Annotated in this window: 19 protein-coding genes; 7 read left to right on the top strand and 12 right to left on the bottom strand. The window is 40.7% G+C overall.

Annotation, left to right across the window (positions count from 1 at the left end; all coding sequences use genetic code 11):
• Positions 1–15: 15 nt before the first annotated feature.
• A complete protein-coding gene (murC, locus tag E4O04_RS05600) occupies positions 16–1461 on the bottom strand; it encodes a UDP-N-acetylmuramate--L-alanine ligase (RefSeq protein WP_253710466.1) in 1446 nt (481 codons plus the stop codon).
• 72 nt (positions 1462–1533) lie between these two features.
• On the opposite strand from murC, the gene E4O04_RS05595 reads away from it, so the two are divergent.
• A complete protein-coding gene (locus tag E4O04_RS05595; protein ID WP_253710465.1) occupies positions 1534–2886 on the top strand; it encodes a bifunctional folylpolyglutamate synthase/dihydrofolate synthase in 1353 nt (450 codons plus the stop codon).
• Here the strand turns inward: E4O04_RS05595 and E4O04_RS05590 are convergent.
• The 11 genes from E4O04_RS05590 to E4O04_RS05540 all read right to left on the bottom strand — a co-directional run bounded on the left by E4O04_RS05590 (position 2819) and on the right by E4O04_RS05540 (position 15364).
• Positions 2819–3613: a pseudouridine synthase family protein gene (locus E4O04_RS05590; protein ID WP_253684946.1), complete on the bottom strand. Its 795-nt coding sequence runs from the start codon at positions 3611–3613 to the stop codon at positions 2819–2821. The two genes, E4O04_RS05595 and E4O04_RS05590, sit on opposite strands and share 68 nt — an antisense overlap.
• Positions 3607–4629, bottom strand: coding sequence for an RluA family pseudouridine synthase (locus E4O04_RS05585; protein ID WP_253684947.1), 1023 nt, complete (start codon positions 4627–4629; stop codon positions 3607–3609). Before E4O04_RS05585 ends, E4O04_RS05590 begins: the two co-directional genes overlap by 7 nt.
• Positions 4616–5134 (bottom strand): hypothetical protein, encoded by a 519-nt coding sequence (locus E4O04_RS05580; RefSeq protein WP_253684948.1) that lies wholly within the window; start codon positions 5132–5134, stop codon positions 4616–4618. The genes E4O04_RS05585 and E4O04_RS05580 overlap by 14 nt, the downstream gene beginning before the upstream one ends.
• Positions 5135–6019: a 16S rRNA (adenine(1518)-N(6)/adenine(1519)-N(6))-dimethyltransferase RsmA gene (rsmA, locus tag E4O04_RS05575; protein ID WP_253684949.1), complete on the bottom strand. Its 885-nt coding sequence runs from the start codon at positions 6017–6019 to the stop codon at positions 5135–5137.
• A 12-nt stretch (positions 6020–6031) separates the two neighbouring features.
• Positions 6032–6679 carry a PTS sugar transporter subunit IIA gene (locus E4O04_RS05570; protein ID WP_253710463.1) on the bottom strand — a complete coding sequence of 216 codons (648 nt, stop codon included), beginning with the start codon at positions 6677–6679 and terminating at the stop codon, positions 6032–6034.
• A gap of 83 nt (positions 6680–6762) precedes the next feature.
• Complete coding sequence (locus E4O04_RS05565; protein ID WP_253684951.1) at positions 6763–7998, bottom strand: FprA family A-type flavoprotein; 1236 nt, start codon at positions 7996–7998, stop codon at positions 6763–6765.
• Positions 7999–8095: 97 nt separating this feature from the next.
• Positions 8096–9154 carry an ABC transporter ATP-binding protein gene (locus tag E4O04_RS05560; protein WP_253684952.1) on the bottom strand — a complete coding sequence of 353 codons (1059 nt, stop codon included), beginning with the start codon at positions 9152–9154 and terminating at the stop codon, positions 8096–8098.
• A complete protein-coding gene (locus tag E4O04_RS05555) occupies positions 9151–10128 on the bottom strand; it encodes an ABC transporter ATP-binding protein (protein WP_253684953.1) in 978 nt (325 codons plus the stop codon). Before E4O04_RS05555 ends, E4O04_RS05560 begins: the two co-directional genes overlap by 4 nt.
• 12 nt (positions 10129–10140) lie before the next feature.
• On the bottom strand, positions 10141–11535 hold the full coding sequence (locus E4O04_RS05550) for an ABC transporter permease (protein WP_371921971.1): 1395 nt from the start codon (positions 11533–11535) through the stop codon (positions 10141–10143).
• Positions 11535–12575: an ABC transporter permease gene (locus E4O04_RS05545; RefSeq protein WP_253684955.1), complete on the bottom strand. Its 1041-nt coding sequence runs from the start codon at positions 12573–12575 to the stop codon at positions 11535–11537. The genes E4O04_RS05550 and E4O04_RS05545 overlap by 1 nt, the downstream gene beginning before the upstream one ends.
• 173 nt (positions 12576–12748) lie before the next feature.
• Positions 12749–15364 (bottom strand): ABC transporter substrate-binding protein, encoded by a 2616-nt coding sequence (locus E4O04_RS05540; RefSeq protein ID WP_253710461.1) that lies wholly within the window; start codon positions 15362–15364, stop codon positions 12749–12751.
• Between the two features lie 194 nt (positions 15365–15558).
• Between E4O04_RS05540 and E4O04_RS05535 the strand changes: the two genes are divergently transcribed.
• The 6 genes from E4O04_RS05535 to E4O04_RS05510 all read left to right on the top strand — a co-directional run bounded on the left by E4O04_RS05535 (position 15559) and on the right by E4O04_RS05510 (position 21810).
• The gene (locus tag E4O04_RS05535) at positions 15559–17331 is read left to right on the top strand and encodes an ABC transporter substrate-binding protein (protein WP_253710459.1); all 1773 of its coding nucleotides are present in this window, start codon (positions 15559–15561) and stop codon (positions 17329–17331) included.
• An 89-nt stretch (positions 17332–17420) separates the two neighbouring features.
• Complete coding sequence (locus E4O04_RS05530) at positions 17421–18446, top strand: ABC transporter permease (protein ID WP_253710458.1); 1026 nt, start codon at positions 17421–17423, stop codon at positions 18444–18446.
• Positions 18447–18448: 2 nt separating this feature from the next.
• Entirely contained in the window at positions 18449–19462 is a 1014-nt protein-coding gene (locus E4O04_RS05525; RefSeq protein ID WP_253684959.1) for an ABC transporter permease, read from the top strand.
• Positions 19459–20451, top strand: coding sequence for an ABC transporter ATP-binding protein (locus E4O04_RS05520; RefSeq protein WP_253676954.1), 993 nt, complete (start codon positions 19459–19461; stop codon positions 20449–20451). The genes E4O04_RS05525 and E4O04_RS05520 overlap by 4 nt, the downstream gene beginning before the upstream one ends.
• Positions 20444–21601: an ABC transporter ATP-binding protein gene (locus tag E4O04_RS05515; RefSeq protein ID WP_253710456.1), complete on the top strand. Its 1158-nt coding sequence runs from the start codon at positions 20444–20446 to the stop codon at positions 21599–21601. The genes E4O04_RS05520 and E4O04_RS05515 overlap by 8 nt, the downstream gene beginning before the upstream one ends.
• Positions 21601–21810 (top strand): hypothetical protein, encoded by a 210-nt coding sequence (locus tag E4O04_RS05510; protein WP_253676956.1) that lies wholly within the window; start codon positions 21601–21603, stop codon positions 21808–21810. The genes E4O04_RS05515 and E4O04_RS05510 overlap by 1 nt, the downstream gene beginning before the upstream one ends.
• Positions 21811–21837 lie beyond the last annotated feature (27 nt).

The raw sequence follows: 21837 nt of genomic DNA, 5'->3' as shown, positions 1-21837 counted from the left end.
TTTCTCCCATCTTGATTAAGAATTCAAATCCTTTAAGATTTCGGTTCCCAAAACATAGTTATCCCCGGCGCCGATCGTAATAAAAATGTCCCCCGGTCTTAATTTTTCTGAAACAAATTTCTTTGCATCCAAGACCTCATTAAAGAAAAAGACATTTTTATGGTATTTTTTTGTGCGGGTAAAAAGGAGCTCTGCATCTACCTGCCCCCGGTATTGTTCTCGCGCAGAACTGAAAATCTTATGCAAAATCACCATGTCGGCATCTCCAAAACAAGAAGCAAATTCTTCCAAAAGAGCCTCGGTTCGGGAATAGGTATGAGACATAAAGTCTGCAATTATCCGTCTTTTCGGATAAAATTGACGTAAGCCGCTCAATAAAGACTTAATGGCCGTGGGATGATGTGCATAGTCATCGTAAACCAAGATATCCTTAGATTCTATCTTGCCTATTAACTCGGTACGCCTCTTTGCTCCGGCATAGGAAGATATAGCCTTTTTTATGGCAGAAACATTGGCCATAGAAATTTCGCCGTATTCTTCTTTTAAAAGACTCACAGCGAGGGCTGTTGCAGCCGCTGCATTTAAGGCATTGTGCTTTCCCGGAATCTGAAGATAAAACTCTCCCGAAAAACCGGCAAGAGAAAAATATAGTTTTTCATCTCGGACGCCTAAAACGGTAAGTTTATAATCGCCCGTAGCCTTTTCCCCATAGGGAATAAAGATAAGATCGGGCCTGCTCGAAAAACTTAAACGGGCAGCCTCGCAAGCGCCTTCATCATCTGCACAATAAAAAAGTTCGCTAAATTGCGGAAGTCTGTCTATATACTGCAAAAAGGCGGTTAATATAGACTCATAGGTCGGATAATAATCTTGATGATCGGGCTCAATACCCGTTAAAATTATCTTTTTAGGGTAAAAGTTTAAAAAATGCCTTTTATATTCGCAAGTTTCGGCAACAAAGTATTTTGAACCTGCAAGCATCGTGCATGAATCGCCGAAACTCTTTATCACGCTTCCGGCCAGCACCGAAACCGGCAGCTTTAATTCTTTTAAGATAGAACCGGTAATGCCCGTTGTACTTGTCTTTCCCTGAACGCCTGCAATGCCGCAAGAATAGGAATGCCGGGACAAGGCCCCTATTGCTTCAGGATATGACATCTTAGGGAGGTCTCTTTGTTCTATCTCATACATTTCTTCATTATTTTCGGGAGAATAGGCAGCCGAATAGATAACAAGCCCCACACCATCGGGGATATTATCGGGAGAAAACGGAGAAAAAATATCTATATTAAGTTTCTTTAAAGCAGTATCAGTATAAAAATTTTCAGGCACATCACTTCCTGAAACAACAGCTCCCCGCGAAACCAAAATTTCCGCCAAAGCCGTCATTCCCGTACCCTTAATACCGATCATATAAATCTTAAAGCCTTTTAAATTATCGGGTAGAATAACTTGACACATATATATATAATATTCTATATTCTGTTTTTTAGCAATAGGGTTTTAAACATGAGCCGAAACAAGAGGTGCCTTATGAATACGGATAAATTCAGTACATGGCTGGATGCCTTTATAAATTATGAAAGAAATGCGCATAAGAATGAAAATAATCTCAAAAAAATGAGGAAATTCGCCGATTTTTTCGGCAATCCTCAAGACGATTTTTTATCGGTGCATATTGCAGGCTCAAAGGGAAAGGGTTCCGTTTCTGCCATGATTGCATCCATCTTAAAAGAAGCCGGAAAAAAAACAGGCCTTTACACCTCCCCTCATGTGTCGGACTTTAGAGAGAGGATGACCGAGGCCGGAAGCTTCTTTGATGACGAGGCCTACTCTTCTGCTTATAAAAAAATTATCGAAGGCTTTGATGCCATCCTCAAAAAAGAGCCGGAAATAGACCCGGGCTGGTTCGAAATAGTTACGGTTACCGCCTTCTTGCTTTTCAGTATGCAAAAAACGGATTGGGCCGTTATCGAAACAGGTATGGGAGGAAGGCTGGATATGACCAACATCCTAAAACCAAGCGCCTGCGTTTTAACGCCCATTGAGCTTGAGCACACCCAATATCTTGGAGACACGATAGAAAAAATAGCCTTTGAAAAAGCAGGAATCATCAAGCAAAACACTCCCGTCTTTTGCTGTAAGCAGCCTGATGAGGCATTAAGGGTCTTTAAAAAAAGAGCGGCCGAGCTGAATGCGGAATTTTTTTATACCCCCGAAATCGTAAAAGAACCTGTGAGCTACAGCCTTTCAAAGGCGGGCTTAAAAATAGATATTAACTTTCAAGATTCGCATAATTTAAGCAAGCAGTTTAAAAGGCCTATCAGCTCAAACCTAAAACTCCTTGACTGCATTCAGGCAGAAAATGCAGCCCTTGCAGCCTGTACAATCAAATATCTATTTCCCGAAATGGATGAAGCAATTATCGAAAGGGGACTTTCAAAGGCGTGGCTCCCTGCCCGCTTTGAGCTGCTTTCGGATAAGCCTGAAATCATAATCGACGGAGCGCATACCAAAAACAGCATCGGCCTTTGCATGAGCACTTATACCGCACTTGTAAAAGAAAAAGGCACTCTCATCTTTGCCTGTGCAGAAGACAAAAACGTAAAGGATATGGTGCCGTTTTTTAAGGATCATTTTACAAAAATAGTTATCACGATTCCGGGAGCGGCAAAAAAAAGCAATCCCGATTTAAGCTACAAAGCCTTCCAAGAAGCCCTAAAGGGTTCGGCATGTATTATAGAAAAAAATGCAGACTATGAGGCCGTAATAAAAAAAGAAATTATCGAATCTCGCAAAAAAAACAGGCCTCTTTTGATTACAGGATCATTTTATCTGGCGGCTGAAGCGAAAAGGATACATACTCTTTTGGATCATCAAGCTTAAAGTTTTTTTTAGGCTCAGGGAAGGAAAGACATACGGCATATAGCTGCAAGGGATAGGAGTGCTCATCTATTTTTTCTTGCGGAAAATCTTTGAACTTTCCGTTGTATAAGGGGTCTCCGTAAATAGGCAGCCCTATGGAAGCAAGGTGAGCCCTTACCTGATGCCTAAAGCCTTGATTTAAGGTACATGTTACCATCGGAATGGAATTATCCTTAGGCGGAAAATTAGTTATTTCGATAATATTTGTCGTATAGATTTTTGCTGTAGAACAAAAATCTCTCATACCGTAAAAAACCGGAAGGACCTTTTTTCCCTTGGGGCCGTAGCTTCTAAACTGGCTTGAAATTCTATACGGAAGGTTAGACTGAGAAAAATCCGGATTTAAGTCCGCATCTCTGTCAACGTCCGTAAAAGCGGCATATGTTTTTTTTATCAAATTATTTGCCTGCATTAAATTTAAGGCATCATAGCTTTCTTGATTTTTTGCAATCAGCACCAAGCCGCTTGTTGCCGTATCGAGCCTGTGAATAAGGCCGGCTTCAATATCCTTTTTACCCCTTACCGAAGAAGCTTCAGGACATCTTTTTAAAAACCACGAAACCAAGGTTCCTTCTTCATTTTCTGCGAGAGGAGCAGTAGGCATTCCGCGTGGTTTATATAGAACGGCATAAGCTTCATTTTCAAAAACCGCCTCAGCTTGGAAAGAAAATTCACAATTAATCAGCATAGAGCCTCCCGTATAAGTATTTGTTTAAAATCATTCGGTATAGGTGCCGTAAATTCTTTTTTTGAATTTACGGCTTGAGGAATTACAAGCTTATAAGCGTGCAGCATCATAGGAGTATCTTTTCTTTTGCCGTAAACCTTATCGCCTGCAACAGGGCAGCCCATAAATTTTGCATGCAAACGGATTTGATGGGTGCGGCCTGTGTAAATTCTAAAAAGAACCAAGGACATCCTTCCGTTGGACTTCAGCACCTTATATGATGAAAGAGCCTTCTTTCCCTTAGACAAGTCGGCAGAGGCCCTAAATTTTTTTCTGTCTGAAGAAGATCGAAAAACCGAAGTTTTTATCCGGCCCTTGGTTTTAGGCGGAGCACCGTCAAGGATTGCAAGATAATATTTTTTTACCATCCTCTTTTTAAAAAAAGATTTTAAAAGTTTTTCGGTTTTTAAATTTCTTGCGGTAATTATAAGCCCTGAAGTTTCCTTATCCAGACGGTGGACAATACCCATGCGGTAAGGATCTGAGGGAAAACTCTCAATATTTTTAAAAAAACATTCTTGCGGCAAAAAATCTTCTTGGCTCAGCAAACCGCTAAGAATTATTGAAAACTCATCCTTGATTTTGGAATCATAGAGCCTGTAATAATTTAAGGCATTTACAAGGGTATTATCCCAATTTCCGCCTGCAGGATGGGTTACCATTCCCCTTTCCTTGTTTATAACCAGTATGTTCTCATCTTCATAAATTACCCTTAGAGGTATTTTTTGAGGCCCGGCATATTCGGGAACCGGATTATCCCAAACAAGCTCAATCAGGTCCCCGTTTTGAACATTGCGGGAAAGTTTAGCTTTTTGTGAATTTACATGGAGAGACTTTAGACCTGTCTTTAATTGAGAGCGGCTTAAATTTTTTAGCCTTTCTGTACAATAAACATCAATCCTGCAAGGAGAGACAAGGCCTTCAACCTTAAATTTTTCGGATATTGATCTACAAACAAGACTTTTACCGGGAGCCATCGGCATCCTCAGCTTTTAAATTTTCAGCTTCCTCAAGGTTTAAACTTTTATTTTCTTCAAGCGGAATCAAAACGATAGCTGCATCTTCATTTTGTTGCTCAAGTTTTTTTTCATTAGCCCTTTTAATTGAGCGGTAGGTTAAATCGATAACGGCAACAGCCAAAGAGATTCCTATAGCCGTAAAAAAAATATTGCGCTGCTCTTTTTCGGTAAGTTTTACTGCAATTTTGGCATCTTTAATCGGCCACGGATTATAGGCAGGATCACCCTTATGTATGATTGAACGGCTTATGTCATAGGCCCAAAAGGACAAAAGCGAAACAAAGGGCAGGGCTCCGAAGGTTATAATCTCAAAACGGCGCAAATCCTTTTGCCACTGCTTAAATTCCTCGGCTCCATAGGGGTCGGGAGTTCTTGAAACCTTGGAGTCATCCGCATAAATGGGGAAAACCGAAAAAAGAGAAACAAAGAAAATCAAACAAGCAATTTTTTTTGTATGCTTCATTTATTTATCCAAAGAAGAGATTATATCAGATAAGAGCAAAAAATCATATAGGGTCAAGGACTCGGCTCTTAAATTTCCGTTTAATTCGGCTTTTTGTAAAACAAGCTCGATCTTATCCCCATATCCGTTTGATTTCATCCAACCCCCCAAGTTATTTTTTATATTTTTTCGGCGCGAAGAAAAAAGAGCCTTTACTATTTTGATAAAAAGCTTATAGTTTTTATATTCAGCAAAATCTTTTTTTGCCTTAAACAAGACAGTTGCAGACTCTACATTGGGTTGGGGCCAAAAGGCTGAAGCGGGGATTGTCTTTAAAATTTTGCACTCATAAAACAAGGAACAAAGCACCGAAAATGCCGTATAGTTTTTTTGATTGGGCCTTGCAATAATCCTTTCGGCAGCCTCTTTTTGTACTGTAAAAAGCATGGTATCAAAAACAACTCCGGCTTCTACCGTAGAAGCAATCAATTCGGAAGCTATGTTATACGGAAGATTACCGAAAAAGATATCGGGTTTCCCATGTTCTTTTAGATAAGGGAGCCAGTTTTTTTGAACATCTCCTTCGATAAGAGTAAAATTCCGCCCTTTTTCCGAAAAGATTTTTTTTAAAAGGGAGATAAAGCCCTTATCTATTTCAAAGGCTGTAAGAAAAGCGCCTTTTTCTAAAAGAAGAGCAGCCATAGCTCCGAGGCCAGGGCCTACCTCCCAAATCCTTGTTCCCTCATCGATATCCAAAAAGGAAACCAGGTTCTCACGGGTCTTTTTATCGATCAAAAAATTTTGTCCGAATTTTTTTTGCATGGCAAAACCCAGGCTTTCTAAAAGAGCCTTGAGTTCTGCCGGAGAGTCATAATTTGGAAGACCTAAAAAAGCCCCGGATTCCATCAAAACAGCATCCTATTCGCACAAGATGGCGTAAATCTCCATTGGATCGGTAGAATTTAAGAGGCGGCTTTTAGGTTCGTCATTACGCAGCTTTGCGCTAAAATGAGAAATAGTCTGCAAATAATAATCGTGCTGGTTGTTTGCAGCGGCAATCATGAAGACCAGCCGTACGGGATTCCCGTCAATAGCATCAAAATCTAAAATATCCCTCTTAGAAACACCCACAGCCATAACCAAGTCGGTTACGGAAGAAAGCCTCACATGGGGAATGGCAATTCCTCTTCCTACAGCCGTTGACATAAGGGCTTCCCTCTTTAGTATGGAATCCAAAAGCTCGGCAGAATTTTTTACCTGAGGAGCCTTAGCCAAAACTTCAGCCATCATAACCAAGACGTCATGTTTTGAAGCATAATCTAAAAGGACAACCCTATCGGGCGACAAAACATTTTCCGTTGCTATTTTATGCTGTTTAGGAGCTGAAGTTTTTGAAGAGGCTAAGCGCTCATCCACCCAGCTTTCAATATCATCTTTTTTAAAACGCCAGACCGTCCCGATCTTTCCGGCAGGTATTTCACCCTTTTGCGCCCACTCGTAGACGGTTCTTTCGGAAACACGCAAATAACGGGCCACTTCTTCAATAGTCAAAATTTCGCTTGCCAATAATCCACCTCACTAAATATTTAAACTCAATATACTAAAAAACAAAATGAGCTCAAATATTTTGCACTAAATGTACGAATATGTCAAGATATGGCTCCGTTTTTTACAGCCTTCGCCAATTCTCTTCCTCTTTCTTTTAATATGCGTTTATCTTCATCGCTTATCTTGCCCTGCCATTCATGGGATTCGATATTGGTCCACTTAAATTTTTCGATACGGGTTTCATACTCTTTTTTGGCGCCTCCAACCCAGCCCCAGCTTCCTATACGGAATACCTTTTTATTGACAAAGTGCTTTCTTTCAAAGAGGTCAAGAATATGAGCCATAGGCGGGAACATCTTGTATTCGTATGTCGGCATAGCCAGCAAGAGCCCTGCCGAGCGATAAGCCTCGCCTAAAATAAAGGTTGCGTCAGTATCTGGTATTCGGTAAATCGAGTATTCAACACCCTCTTCATTTATGCCCTCAATAACCGCATCCAAGCCGTCCTTGGTGTAGCCGTACATAGAGCCCCAAATAATGCAGATAGTTTTTTCCAGCCCGCTTCCGTCTCCGGTATTGTAATCTGCAAATTTTTTATAGAGGTTTACGATTCTGGCAGGATTTCCCCTCCAAACCAAACCGTGACTCGGGCAGATAAATTTAAGCTCAAGGGAACCGAGTTTTTCTATACCCTTGTTTACAAAGGTACTGAAGCTTGCAACAATGTTGGCGTAGTACCTGAGGGCCTCGTTTTCAAAAAATTTAAGCTCATCTTCCGTGTGCTGATCATCGAATATTTTTTCGCCTATGCAGCCGTAAGAACCGAAGGCATCGCAGGAAAATAAAATTTTATCGTCCGGGTCATAGGTCATCATTGTCTCGGGCCAGTGGATATTGGGAGTTTCATAGAAGACGAGCTTTTTTCCTCCGCCTAAATCCAAAACCTCTCCGTCCTTTACGGCCCTTACCCCCTCTTTTATCTTAAAAAAGTTTTCGACAAGGGCGGCCCCCTTCGTAGAAGCCAAGATTTCGGCTCTTGGGTTTTCTTCCCTTACAAGATTGATAAGGTCGGCATGGTCGGGCTCAAGATGGTTTAGGATTACATAATCAAAAGAAGAAAAAGAAAGTCCTATGGATTCCAGCTGCTTTCGGTAAGAATCTACCGAGCCGTCCCAATCCTTTACGATATCGATAAGGGCTGTTTTTTCACCCCTTACAACATAAGAATTTATAGAAACGCCGTGAGGCAATAGCCATATGCCTTCAAAGCGTGCAGTTCTATCATGAATATCGGCATGAATACAATATACGGTTTCTGTCAGTTTTTTTGCTTCCATAAAAATTAATACCTCCATAAAATAAAAGCTGCGGATTAAAAAGTAACCCGCAGCTTAAATATATCATAAGAAATGCATTTACTCAAGAGAATTAAGTTTATTTTTGCTCCTTGTTTTGCTTTTCCTTAATCTCGTCAGCCTTTCGGCAGGCATGAAAATGCCCCTTTCCTATATCCGTCAAAGAAGGTTCTTCCATAGAAGAACAGGTTTCATCCGCATAGGGACATCTTGTATGGAAGCGGCAGCCTTGCGGAATGTTTGCAGGAGAAGGAATTTCTCCCGAAATGGGGAGTTTTTTAATTACCTCAAGCATTCCCGGCTTAGGCTCAGGAACAGCCTCAATCAAGGCCTGAGTATAAGGATGCATGGGGTTATCTATAACATCATCGGCATCACCCATCTCGACAATTCGGCCAAGATACATAACCGCTATTCTGTCGGTAAAATACCTTGCAGTTGAAAGGTCATGAGTAATATAAAGATAGGTAAGCCCCAGCTTCCTTTGAACGTCCCTCATCATATGAAGAATTTCGGCACGGGTTGAAAGGTCAATCATCGAAACAGGCTCATCGGCAACTATAACCTCGGGGTTTAGGATAAGGGTTCTTGCCGTAGCTATACGCTGTCTTTGACCGCCCGAAAGCATGTGAGGATACCTTGTCATAAATTCCTCAGGCGGGTTAAGCTTTACTTCCGAAATTGCCTGTATGATTTTTTCATCATTTTCTGCCCTGGTTCCCTTAATCTTGTGGATAATCAGAGGTTCCTCCATTACATCCCTTATTTTAAAACGAGGATTCATTGAAGCATAAGGGTCTTGGAAAATCATCTGTACACGGCGGCGGTAAACGGCCGTCTTTTCCTTATCGCTGTTTGTAACATCTTCTCCATTGTATAGGATTGTACCTTCGGTAGGCGTGTGAAGCTTCATGGCTATCTTTCCTATCGTAGTCTTACCGGAGCCGGATTCCCCTATAAGCCCGAATATTTCACCCCTCCTTAGACGCAGGGTAACATTATCTACGGCCTTTATTTTTTTTGCCTTTCCCTTAGAAAGACTTTGGACCAAACCTTGATGGGGCTCAAAATATTTTTTTATATTTAAGAGTTCAAGAACATAGTCATTAGGATCTATCTTTTTTTCGTTATCGCTCATTTTACACACCTCCAGCATGCTACTTGATGTCCCGGTTCAACCTCAATAAGCGGAGGTTCAACTTCAAAGCATTTATCCATTGTACAATGGCACCTCGGATTAAAGCGGCAGCCCTTAGGCGGAGAAATAAGATCCGGCGGAGTTCCCGGAATATAGGAAAGCTCGCTCACTCTCTTTCTCAAAAGAGGCGTTGCCTGTAAAAGCTTTTGTGTATACGGATGCAGAGGCTCCTTACCGTATATCTGCTCGTTAGTTCCAAGTTCGGCAATTTTTCCTGCATACATAACACAAATTCTATCCGAAATCTCGGCTTCAAGAGAAAGATCATGGGTAATAAATATAAACGAAAGCTTAAATTTTTGTTTTAATTCTTTTAAAAGATTTATGATCTGGGCCTGAACGATAACGTCGAGGGCTGTGGTAGGTTCATCCAAGATAACAAGTTTAGGCTTTAGGAATAAGCCGCTTGCTATAACAACCCTTTGCTTCATTCCTCCTGAAAGCTCGTGAGGATAGCGGTTTAAGACCTCAGGCGGAAGACCTACATAGCCAAGGTATTCTTCCATAAGATCTTGAGCCTCTTTATCGCCCATTTCCTTATGTTCCCTTAAGGTCTCAAGCATCTGCTTTCCGATTGTGTAAACCGGAGTCAAACTGTTCATAGCGCCTTGGAAGACCATCGAAATTTCCTGCCAGCGGACATTTTTTCTTATTTCCGAATCGGAAAGGGGAACAATATCCCTTCCATTGATTATAATTTGAGAATTCTCTTCTACCCTGCCGGGAGGAGAGGGCATTTTAAGCAGAGCCATACCGGTTGTGGTTTTACCGCAGCCCGATTCGCCTACAAGCCCAAGCGTTTCACCGGCATGGAGCTGAAAACTCACATCATCCAAGGCTTTTACTATACCTGCGGAGGTGTGATAGTACAATCTCAAGTTTTTTACGTCAAGAACTACTTCTTTATTTTCCATATTAAAACCTCCTTACCTTGTCCTTAGTTTAGGATGCAGAATCTTATCCATTGCAAAGCCTAAGAATGCGAATATCATACCTAAAAGGGCTATAAAAAGGCCCGGAGGAATAATCCACCACCATAGGCCGTTTAAGGTTGCGCCCGAAGTCTGGGCATCGTGAAGAATTTGCCCCCAGGTTACAATAGAAGGATCTCCCAAACCTAAAAGAGAAAGAGAAGATTCAAAGATAATTGCACCGGGTACAGAACTTGCCATAATTGCAAAGGAGTAAGGTAAAAGAAGAGGAGCGATATGTTTAAGGATGATTCTCCATTTTCCGGCCCCTAAGGCCTTTGCAGCCTCAATATAGGTTTCTTCTTTTATCTGCAAGGCCATGGATCGGACAGTCTTTACCGAACCGGTCCAGCCGAAGATAATAAGGGCTAGGATTATCATCCATATACTCGGTTTAAAAACGGCAGCAGACACAATCAATATAGGAATGATTGGAACAGATACTACTATTTCAAAGATGAACATCATAACCGTATCAACCTTTCCGCCGAAGTAGGCACTTATAATACCGTACATAACTCCTACCAAAACCGAAATAATACTTGCTACAAGACCTATTAAAAGAGCCCATTTTAAACCGGCCATAACACCCGAAAAAACATCCCTTTTATTTAAGTCGGTACCCAAAAGCCCCGAAACGGAGCCGGGAACTATCACTCTTGGATTTTCAATCTTGTTTGCCTGATTATTTGCAACATCTTTCGGAACAACGAATTTAAAAACATATTCTCCTTTTAAAGGCTTTTTATCCCTGTACATAGTCTTTGAAGCTTCAGAGAACAAAAGCTGAACAGGATTTGCATTTCCCGAGGTGGAAGTTGCACCATAAGAGGCTGCAAATTGCTGCATCGTGGATTTCGCATCTGTTAAAACAGAAAAGCGGCTATGATGATCTTTTAAATTTCCTTTTTGAAATACCCCAAGCTCTATATGACTGCCATCCGGACGGATAACATCCATACTCATTATTACATCACCTGTAAGTTCAGCCCTAAAAATAATGTTGTTGGGATTTTTATCATATTTATAGTTATATTTAAAGCTATATACTACAGCAGAACCGAAATGATCCGAGTTTTCTTCCGTTATTTCGGCTTCAGTAAGCTGAATCGTCCTAGCCGACTTTTTTGAACTAAAAAGTTCGGACCATATGGGAGGAGCGGAAGCAGGATTATCTTCCCAATACGAAATATTATGCCAATTATCGTTCGTTCCTTTAAAAGGTAAAACAATAGGTTCAAGTATAATCAAAAGTACAAGTAAACCCAAAAGAACTATAGCAACTATACCTATTTTTTCTTTTTTAAAGTCATCCCAAAATTCTTTAAATCTATCAATGAAATTCTGCATCATGCCTTGCCTCCAACTTTTATACGCGGGTCTAAAAAGCCGTAAATCAAATCAAGAATTATAAGACCTGCTTGATAAAGCCCTGTAGTTATAGCTAAGTCGCCCATTAAGACAGGGATATCGTTTTGCTGAACAGCGATCCAATACAGCTGACCTAGTCCCGGCCAAGAAAAAATACCTTCAAATATAATACTTCCTGACATTGAGGCCAAAAATGATAATAAAATCATTGTCACCAAGGGAGGGGCACAGGTGCGCAAAGTATGACCGTGAAGAACCTTCTTTTCAGGGATACCTCTAGCCCTTGCACTCATTATAAAATCTTCCTGTAAGGTACCTAATACAAGGTTTCGGATAACATAAGCCGTACTCCAAAAACCTAAGAAAACCAAGGTAAGAATAGGAAGAGCAAGATGCTTAATTCTATCAAAAACAAACCAAATTCCTTCCGGAACGGGAACCGAGTTTACTCCTCCCGATGGAAAAATCGGAATGGTATAAACAAACAAAAATATTAAAAGCATTGCAAGCCACCAGCTGGGCATACCGTAAATGATAAGGGTGATCAAACTTGTTACCTTATCTAATTTGCCTCCCGGCTTTTGGGCTTTTTTTAAACCCAAGGCTAAACCAATCAGCGTATTAATTACGAAGGCAGTCGTAAACAGGAGAAGGGTCCTGGGGATTGCCTCACCGAGTATTTTAATAACATCTTGAGAACCGGTTAAGGATTTAATCGTTGTCGATTTACCAAAATCAAAGGTCAGAACCCTCTTTGCGTTATTTAAAACACGCTCAACTAGGGGTCTGTCTAATTTATATTGTTTAATAAGGGTTAATTCTTGGTCTTTACGCCACATCATTATCTGTTCGGCAGTCATATTTTTTAGACCCTTTGCTTCAGCACGGACTATTTCGGCTATCTGGCTGCGCTGAACCTTTTCATTTATCTGATTAAACAAAAAAGAAAAAATAAAAATAAGAATGGAATATATTATTACACCGCGTAAAATACGTTTAAGTGCATACCACTTGTACATAAAAGTCTCCTACAAAATTTAGGCTTGAGCTCAAGGCACGCGGCCGTCAAAACGGCCTTGCCGGCTTTTTCGGCAAAACGAGTATTTTTATTTTGCCGGTTTTAAAAAAGCCGAAAACGCCTCAAAGCCCTTTAGGGCTTCAAGGCATCTCGATTTAAACTAAAATCTTAACCTTATTTAAGAATTGTAAGGCTTGCCGAATTAGCTGAAGGAGGCTCATCAGAGATCGAGGTTAATACGACCATTATGTACTCTACGCCTTTTTCAAATGTAGCTAAGTCGGAGGCAGGTACGGTAATTGTGAATTTACCGCCGCCGATTGATTTAGCAGGATAAACCTTTTCTCCGCCTGAAGGAAGCTGGAGACGGCCTTCAACATTTCCCTTATCTAGAGGTACTCTTTCAACTTCAGGATATGCATACTTAGAAACCGTAACTTCAAATACGGCATCCTTGTCGGCTGAAGGCGCCACAGGAGCCTTGATATATTGAATTTCGGTAAGATCTGTTCTAAACATATTCGGGAAGTAGTCGCTCTTATAGGGATACTTATCGAAGTTTGTCAATACAACGGAGCTTGTAATAGGATCGATTTTTTCGAACATTAAGGGGCCTGTTGTGATATAGGCATTTCCGTATTTTTCGATAAATGCAATAGAAGCCTTGTATCTCTTAACGGCATAGTCTTCATTTATAAAACCTTTTAAGGATAGAGGAATATGTTTTGAAGCAACAAATTCTTCCAATTTAGCCTTGATATCTGCAAGGGCATCAGGATTTTTAACGTTTGCTTCTACACCGCGCTCTCCGCCGTCCTTTGCAAAGTTATAAACAGTTCCGCTCTTTGAGCCGTGTACTACCATTTCTGCCAAGGCTTCATAAATTTCCCAAGGTACGTTTGTTCTTCGTCCGGGGTTAGCAGCCTTTACGCTCAAACCGCCTACACTGATAGCTGTATCTCTAGGTATAGGAGCATGGAAGAAGTTGCTATAAGTAGTAATTGAACCATCCTTATTAAACACTATACCCTTTGTGTTTTTAAGACTGGGAAGGGTAACACCGCTTAAAGGTGCATCATAGTAAAGATCGCCTTCTCCGTCTTGAATAGCCCATTCATAAGCAAAGGCAAAGGCATATCGAACATCGTTAATATCTACAGGTTCGCCGTGATGCCAGTAGTATCCGTCCACAAGTTTACCTGTTGCAGCTGTTGCAACTGACTGTCCGGATTTGGCAGGAACCCATTTTTTTGAAGCTGTATCATACATAACGGCCTCAGCAGGAACGGGAATATCGCCGCCCATTTCAAGCTCATCATCACCTTCATCGGTTTTCTTGCCGGTAGGAACAAATTTGGGAGCAAATTTTGCACCTGCAACATCAACAGTTGACATAGCAAATTCCAAGCGTCCTACAGCAGGATTATCAAAACTTGCACGATCGGTAACTGTATTTGTAAAGGCAGAGCTGTAAGTATCGCTAAAGCCTTGACCGCCTACAGGATCCCATTCCGACATAAACAAGGAACCTTGAGCCGAATACTGCAATACACGCAAAATTCTCTTACCCTTATAGGGACCGTCAGCATCGGGCTTAACATCTGCACATCTTACAGTCCAGCCGTTAAAGCCGTCAGAGGTTCCGTAGAAGAGGCGTGAGTTAAATCTTGCCTTGTTAGCAACATAAAGGTCATTTTGTGAAGCAACATAAACACGTATAGCCTCACTCATACCCATAGCACACATTTCATTAGTTTCTTTAAAGAACTCTTCGGCAGTCAGATACTGTCCATAAGCAGCCTTTTTACCTAAAACATCAAGTTTCTCGTTTGTATAATTCCAGAATTCGGCTTCTCCGCCTCCGGGCATGTAACCATAGAAGGGAGTATACATCTGGCAAAGAGGAGTTTCCCATGTTACATAGAAACCGCCTGAGCCCCAGCCTTCAAGGTACATGGTCCAATCATAGTTGGCAGGGTTTCCGCCGTAAACAATGGCACCGGCTGTTTTTCTGTCACGCTCAAAGGGTTCAACTGTAAGACCGGCTTTTTCGATTTGTGCATGGATATAGCGGGCAGCAGGGAGACGGCCTGTAGGATCGTCAACACGCATAATTGATTTGATTGTAACAGGCTTACCTTTATACATCCATTTTCCGTTTTCTTTTACAAGCTTTCCCTTGTTTTCAGCAATTTCAGAAGCCTTTTTCATAGCATCTTCGATCATGTTGATTGCTTTTTGCTCATCACCGGTCTCTGTAATACCGAATTTTGAAGCCAAAATATTGTAGCGGTATGCTCCGGGAAGACCTACAGTACAGGGAGTGTACATAGGAGAGCCTTCGCCCAGAAGAAGCTCATCTACCAATTTTTTTCGGTTGATTAACCAGTTAAAGGCATATCGGACTTCCTTGATGGCAACGGGGTTAAACATTTCCTCACCGGCTTCAGTCTTCCAAACATAGGGAGCCTTGTTAGGAATGGGGTTAAATAGAATAGACCAATAACCAGTCGAAACAGGATAAACATCTATCTTATCTCTGTCTTCATCGCTTAAACCTGACAAAAGTACGGGCGGAACAGAGGTAAACATGAGATCGGCCTTTCCCTCAATAACATCTTTTAAGGCAACTGTCTGGTCGGTACTTACAGAGTAGATAACCTTATCCACATAGGTACCGTTTTTTACCGGGCTTTTGCCGCCTGCGGCAGTTCCGGCGCCGCCTCCGCATGCAGTAAATACCAAAGCCACTGCAAGCATACACGATAAAAATTTAACAAAACTTTTCATTAAATTCCTCCTAATTGTTTTACTGTGCGTATTAAACACCTGTCTAATATTAAAGCACATATTTTTCCATTTGTCAAATATTTTTTTCTATATTTGCCGTTTTTTTTTGTCTTAATCTTTACACATTCATTATTTTATGATACAATACCGAGCGGTGATTTTTATTACCGACAATAAAATATTTGGAGGACACTATGAAAAAATTTATGGTGTTAATTGTAACACTGGTGCTCGCTTTTTCCTTGATAGCATGCGGAGGAAACAGTACAGCAGCTAAGACAAACGAAAAACCAATCGTTATCGCTACAGCCGAATTTAACGGAGATTTTTATTCAGGCTGGACAAATTCATCTTATGACAACGATATTCGAATACTGGTTTGGGCATTTGGTCTTATCGAAGACACACCTGAAGGTCAAATAATCGACTCTCCCCTCGTTGCCGAAAAAAAGGTAAGCGATGACCTTCTAACATGGACTTACAAACTTGTAAAGGGTGCAAAATTCCATAACGGTGAGGCTTTAACTGCAAGCGATGTAAAATTTACCTATGAGTTTTACATGGATACCAAGGCTTTGGGCGATACAGGCGGAACTTCAACCATTAACGATTATGTTGAAAAAATCGATATTGATGAAGCTGCAAATACCGTAACTTTCCATCTTAAAAAGGCAAGTTACACCATCGACACAGCCGTATTCGGTTACTACATCTTCCCGGAAGAAACCTTTAAAAAGGGAGCAAAGGAAGAAGGTCTTACCGTTCAGCAATATGTTAAAAAGAACATATCAAAGCCCATCGGTTACGGCCCCTACAAGATGGTCGAATACAAAGAAGGCGAGTATGTTAAATTGGAAGCCTTTAAAGACTACCTAGGAAAAGCCCCCGCTATTAAGGAAGTTATCGTTAAGGTTGTTCCCAGCGAAACTGAACTTGATCAGCTCATGCAGGGAGAGGTAGACATGCTTACACAACAGGGACAGGCTGAAAAAATCGATGCAGTAAAAGACAAGCCCGGTTTTGCTTATACAAACTACTATAGGCACGGAGGAGGAACAATAGCCTTGCACTGTAACTTCGGCCCCACAGCCCTTACTGAAGTAAGACAGGCTTTTGCCTATGTTCTTAACAGACCGAAAATTATCGAGCTTTTCTTAGGCCAATATGGTATTGCATCCAACGGACCCTATTCCAAAAACGACTGGGTATTGTGGGATGATGATGAAAAAAACCTTATAGGTACTGCTGCCGTAGGTAAATTTGAAAGCACATTAACCAGCTATGATATCTTGGATAAAGACGGTAAATTCGATGAAGCTGCAAACATTGCAAAGGCTAACGAACTCCTTGATAAGGCTGCTGCAAGAACAGACGGTGATTATGCAAAACTTACAGGTAACGCAAAATCAGGCTATCTCTGGGAAGGAAAACCCCTTGAAATCAAGGTAACTTACACACCTTTCTGGTCGGATACATACAACCTAGTATTTAACGAAGCCTATGTTTCAAAGCTAGCTTTTAAAGTATCGTTAACAGGTCTTGACTGGCCCGTAATGTACAGCCACTGGACAGGAGACACCGAAGAAGAAAGAATGTACCACGCTTTTGTAGGCGGTGTAAGCTATGTTCTCAAAGCCAATCCTAAAGCTGACTATGGAACAAAACTTATTATGCCCTGGGGACAGGCTTCAAGCAACAATGTAATGTTCTCGGGCGGTTCTTCCTATACCCCTGCAGAATGGGATCAGCTTCTTGACGACATCGAAAATGCTAACCCCGTAACGGGAAGAGATGAGTATAGGGCAAACTGGAGAAAATTTGTAGTAGCAATGAACAAAGAAGTTCCTGTTATTCCCGTTTACTCAAATAATTATTTTGACTTTTTCACAGATAAGCTCGAAAACTTCCATACAAACGCTTTGTGGAGATGGGCAAGAGCATTACCTAATGCTAACTGGAAAAAATAATTAGGGCATTACTGATTGTTTAATTTAATCATAAGACCTCTTGTTTATTTTTAATCGGGAGGTCTTATTTTTTACCTAAAGGAGATTTTATGGCAAATAATAGTGTCAGCGGTTCAAAGTCGCTGTTTGAAATCCTTTTTCCATATATTCGATATATCTTCAAGCGTTTAGTATCAATCATCCCCGTATTAATAATTATGTCGATTGCGATCTTTATACTTATTAACCTGATGCCGGGAGACCCTATTCTGGCGATGCTTGATCCGGAAAAGACCAAGGCTATGACACCTGAAGAAAAAACGCTTTATGTAGAAAACATGAGAAAATTTTTAGGATATGATAAAGGGCCCATTGAAAGGTATTTTTTATGGATGGGAGATACATTCAGGGGAGAATTCGGTTATTCGGTAAAATACAATAAACCGGTAAATGAATTTATCGGAACTTATATAGGAAGATCTTTTAAAATAAATATAAGAGGCTTTCTTTTAGCCTTTTTAATTTCAATTCCGCTTGGAATTACGGCAGCCGTAAAAAAGAACAGCTTTTTTGATAAAATCGTAACGGTGCTTACAATAATAGGAATATCTCTGCCTTCGTTTTTTTTGGCATTGCTTTTAATTATGATATTCGTTATTTTTATGAAAATTCTGCCTTTTTCCGGGATGTCGGATCCAAGAGGAGTTCTGCCTGACTGGCATTATATAATACTGCCGGTAACAGTAGTCGTTCTTACCTCCCTTGTAGGTCTTATAAGATACATAAGATCAGCTATGATAGAAATCTTAAAATCCGATTATATAAGGACGGCAAGAGCAAAGGGTCTTGCAGAAAAGATAGTTATATATAGACACGCCTTCCAAAATGCATTGATACCGGTTGTTACCCTCATAGGTTTATACATCCCCGGCCTTTTCGGCGGTTCTATAGTTGTCGAAAAAATATTTGCATACCCCGGAATGGGATTACTGATGAATTATGCATACGGCTTTAAGGACAGGGCTGTATTGCAGACTGTTCTATTGTTCTTTGGGCTTCTTACATTATTAGGAAATATATTTATAGATGTAGGATATATGATTGTAGATCCGAGAATTCGGGAAGGAAAGGTTTAAAAATGGCTAACGAAGACAAAAATTTCAGCGAAAAAGATGAGGTTATTCTATCCCCGACACAACAAATAAGGATCAAATTCAAAAATAACAGGCTTGCAATGATAGGCTTTTATATGTTTGTTACTATAGTTCTCCTTGTTATAGTAACGCATTTTTACACCAAATTCACAGGCTATGACTTTGCAAAAACCGATCCTACATTGAGAAATAATCCCCCATCTTGGGCACATCCGTTCGGAACAGATAAATACGGAAGAGACACCTTTATGAGAGTTCTTGAAGGCGGATGGATTTCTTTACAAGTAGGTTTTTTATCCACATTTATGGGAGTAACTATAGGTTTAACCATGGGTGCAATTGCCGGTTTTTTCGGCGGACGGGTTGATAATATTATTATGAGGCTTATAGAAATACTTTCCTCATTCCCATTCTTGGCGATTGCCTATACAATTTCGGCAATATTCAGAGAAAGTCCGCCTGAGTTCAGGCTATATGTAATAGTTATAATCTTAGGACTTTTAAGCTGGACAGGACTTGCCCGCTTGATACGGGGGCAAATCCTAGCACTAAGAGAGCAGGAATTTATTGTAGCCACAAGGGCATTAGGTATAAAAAGACGGAACCAAATTTTACGCCACCTTGTTCCCAATGTATTGCCGACTGTTGTAGTATCGGCAACCCTTACCTTTGCTTCCTCAATTTTAACCGAATCTTTCTTATCATTTTTAAACTTATCTGTAACCGAACCTATTCCGACATGGGGAGCTCTTTTATCCAAGGCTGCAGAAAACAGCACAAACCTTAGAGCCTTTTGGTGGATTTGGGTATTTCCCGGAACAATGCTCTTTTTGTTTATAATGAGTATAAATCTCGTAGGCGAAGGGCTTAGAGATTCTATCGACCCGAAAGCAGAATATACAACAAAAAAACAGAGAAAAGAAGCCAGAGCCAGACGCAAAGAAGAAAAGGCTCTTGTAAAACAAGCTAAACAAGCGGTAAAGGAGGCGGCTATATGAAAAAACCCCTGCTTGAAGTTAAAAATTTACATACATACTTTTTTACAAACAAGGGTACGGTAAAAGCCGTTCAAGGTGTAGATTTTACTATTGAAGCCGGTAAAACCTTAGGAATAGTAGGAGAATCAGGTTCCGGCAAGTCTATTACTGCATTCAGTATTCTCAATTTATTGGAATATCCCGGACGCATTGTTCAAGGAGAAATAAATTTTGAAGGAAAAAACCTTGTAAATTTCGGCAAAAAAGAAATAAGAAAGATAAGGGGTAACGACATATCCATGATATTTCAAGAACCCATGACCTCTCTTAACCCTGTTCACAGGGTAGGCAGGCAGCTTAGTGAACCCTTAATCCTTCATCAGCATATGTCGAAAAAAGAGGCTTGGAATGCCGCCATAGATCTTTTGCGGGAAGTAAAAATCCCTAACCCTGAAAATGTAGTTTACAACTACCCCTTCCAGCTTTCGGGAGGAATGAGGCAGCGTGTAATGATTGCAATGGCATTGGCTTGTGAGCCCCGCCTTTTGATAGCTGACGAGCCTACAACAGCCCTTGATGTTACGATACAGGCCCAGATCTTTAAGTTGATGAACGATTTAAAGAAAAAGCACAACACGGCCATCATGTTTATAACCCATGACTTAGGAGCTATTGCAGAATTAGCCGATGATGTTGCCGTAATGTACACAGGAGAAATCGTTGAAAGAGCTCCCGTAGATGTTATCTTTGACCGAAAAACTCAATTCTCTCATCCGTACAAGGAAGGCTTACTTGAGTCAATCCCTCTGTTGGATGAAGAAGTAGAATATCTCGCTCAAATTCAGGGAAGTGTACCGCATCCTCTTAAACTTCCCAAGGGATGCAGATTTTCGACAAGATGTGAGTATGCAACCGACAAATGCCGAAACGAAAAGCCCGAATTGGTTGAAGTAGAAGAAGGACACTTAATCAGATGCTTTTATCCGAAATCAGGAGGTAGACATGAGTAAGATATTATTGGAAACTCGGGGCCTTAAACAGTATTTTCCTACCGGAAAAACACGCAATGAGAGGAAAAATCTCAAAAGAACAGCAAACGAAGCTATAGAACTTTACAAAAAAATGTTCAATGCTGAGGCGGATATACATCAGCTTGTCGATATGCATAAAAGCGGTAAGGATCTCGGCAAGGAGCTTACAGACCTCGTTTTGGACTATGAAACATACTCGGCTCTGCACGGTCAGCACCTATGCGTAATAGCCAATGACGGTATAGACCTTGTTATATACGAAGGAGAAACCGTAGGCCTTGTAGGCGAATCAGGCTGCGGAAAATCAACCCTAGGACGAACAATCCTCAAGCTATATAAACCGACTGCCGGCGAAATCTTTTTTGAGGGTGAAAACATTACAAATTATACTGTGACTCAAATGATGCCCTTAAGAAAAAAAATGCAGATTATCTTCCAAGACCCCTACTCCTCTCTTAATCCTAAGATGACTGTAGGACAGATCATAGGAGAGGCCTTACTTGAACACGGAATGTTCAAAAAGAAAGATCCCGAATACGAAAAATATGTAAAGAAGATAATGAATACCTGCGGTTTGGCAGATTACATGATTTACAGGTATCCTCACGAATTTTCAGGCGGTCAAAGGCAGCGTGTCGGTATAGCCCGAGCCCTGGCCTTAAAGCCTAAATTCATAGTATGCGATGAGGCGGTTTCTGCCTTGGACGTATCAATCCAATCTCAGATCATCAACCTTCTAAATGACTTGCAAAAGGAATTCCACCTATCCTATTTGTTTATTTCGCATGACCTTTCGGTTGTAAAGCACATAAGCGACAGAATAGGTGTTATGTATTTGGGGAATATGGTCGAATTTACCGATAAGAAAGAATTATACGCTAATCCTCTTCATCCTTATACAAAGGTTCTTCTTTCGGCAATTCCCGAAACTGACTTGCAGAAGATGAGGACAAAGAGGCGAATTCTATTGGAAGGAGATATTCCATCCAACATTATTACGCCCACAGGCTGTAAATTCCATACACGGTGCCCTATTGCAAAGGATATATGCAAACGCGAAATTCCTCAATTTAAGGAAGAAAAGCCGGGACATTTTGTAGCCTGTCACTTTAGCGGAGCCGAACTGTAATGTTTTTTAGAAATAATGAACATAGCTTAAAATCCGGCAAACGGCAAGCTATAGAAGAAATGGAAGAGCTAAATGAGCTTAGAGAAAATCAGCCTCTTGAAAAAGGAGATTTTCTTGCAATAATAATTGCAGCTTTTACTACCTTAGTGCCTATCGCTGTAATCTGCCTTTTAGCCTACTATCTTATATCGATGTTTTTATTCGGTTAAGACTTAAAACAAAAGGGATGCTTTCCG

It is taken from the genome of Treponema sp. OMZ 799 (assembly GCF_024181365.1).
Lineage (GTDB): Bacteria > Spirochaetota > Spirochaetia > Treponematales > Treponemataceae > Treponema_B.
This window is presented reverse-complemented; position numbering and strand designations above follow the sequence as displayed.

Excerpts from the sequence above, each read along its gene's own strand:
- murC (WP_253710466.1), bottom strand. The coding sequence starts at position 1,461 with ATGTGTCAAGTTATTCTACCCGATAATTTAAAAGGCTTTAAGATTTAT.
- E4O04_RS05595 (WP_253710465.1), top strand. The coding sequence starts at position 1,534 with ATGAATACGGATAAATTCAGTACATGGCTGGATGCCTTTATAAATTAT.
- E4O04_RS05590 (WP_253684946.1), bottom strand. The coding sequence starts at position 3,613 with ATGCTGATTAATTGTGAATTTTCTTTCCAAGCTGAGGCGGTTTTTGAA.
- E4O04_RS05585 (WP_253684947.1), bottom strand. The coding sequence starts at position 4,629 with ATGGCTCCCGGTAAAAGTCTTGTTTGTAGATCAATATCCGAAAAATTT.
- E4O04_RS05580 (WP_253684948.1), bottom strand. The coding sequence starts at position 5,134 with ATGAAGCATACAAAAAAAATTGCTTGTTTGATTTTCTTTGTTTCTCTT.
- rsmA (WP_253684949.1), bottom strand. The coding sequence starts at position 6,019 with ATGGAATCCGGGGCTTTTTTAGGTCTTCCAAATTATGACTCTCCGGCA.
- E4O04_RS05565 (WP_253684951.1), bottom strand. The coding sequence starts at position 7,998 with ATGGAAGCAAAAAAACTGACAGAAACCGTATATTGTATTCATGCCGAT.
- E4O04_RS05560 (WP_253684952.1), bottom strand. The coding sequence starts at position 9,154 with ATGAGCGATAACGAAAAAAAGATAGATCCTAATGACTATGTTCTTGAA.
- E4O04_RS05555 (WP_253684953.1), bottom strand. The coding sequence starts at position 10,128 with ATGGAAAATAAAGAAGTAGTTCTTGACGTAAAAAACTTGAGATTGTAC.
- E4O04_RS05550 (WP_371921971.1), bottom strand. The coding sequence starts at position 11,535 with ATGCAGAATTTCATTGATAGATTTAAAGAATTTTGGGATGACTTTAAA.
- E4O04_RS05545 (WP_253684955.1), bottom strand. The coding sequence starts at position 12,575 with ATGTACAAGTGGTATGCACTTAAACGTATTTTACGCGGTGTAATAATA.
- E4O04_RS05540 (WP_253710461.1), bottom strand. The coding sequence starts at position 15,364 with ATGAAAAGTTTTGTTAAATTTTTATCGTGTATGCTTGCAGTGGCTTTG.
- E4O04_RS05535 (WP_253710459.1), top strand. The coding sequence starts at position 15,559 with ATGAAAAAATTTATGGTGTTAATTGTAACACTGGTGCTCGCTTTTTCC.
- E4O04_RS05530 (WP_253710458.1), top strand. The coding sequence starts at position 17,421 with ATGGCAAATAATAGTGTCAGCGGTTCAAAGTCGCTGTTTGAAATCCTT.
- E4O04_RS05525 (WP_253684959.1), top strand. The coding sequence starts at position 18,449 with ATGGCTAACGAAGACAAAAATTTCAGCGAAAAAGATGAGGTTATTCTA.
- E4O04_RS05520 (WP_253676954.1), top strand. The coding sequence starts at position 19,459 with ATGAAAAAACCCCTGCTTGAAGTTAAAAATTTACATACATACTTTTTT.
- E4O04_RS05515 (WP_253710456.1), top strand. The coding sequence starts at position 20,444 with ATGAGTAAGATATTATTGGAAACTCGGGGCCTTAAACAGTATTTTCCT.
- E4O04_RS05510 (WP_253676956.1), top strand. The coding sequence starts at position 21,601 with ATGTTTTTTAGAAATAATGAACATAGCTTAAAATCCGGCAAACGGCAA.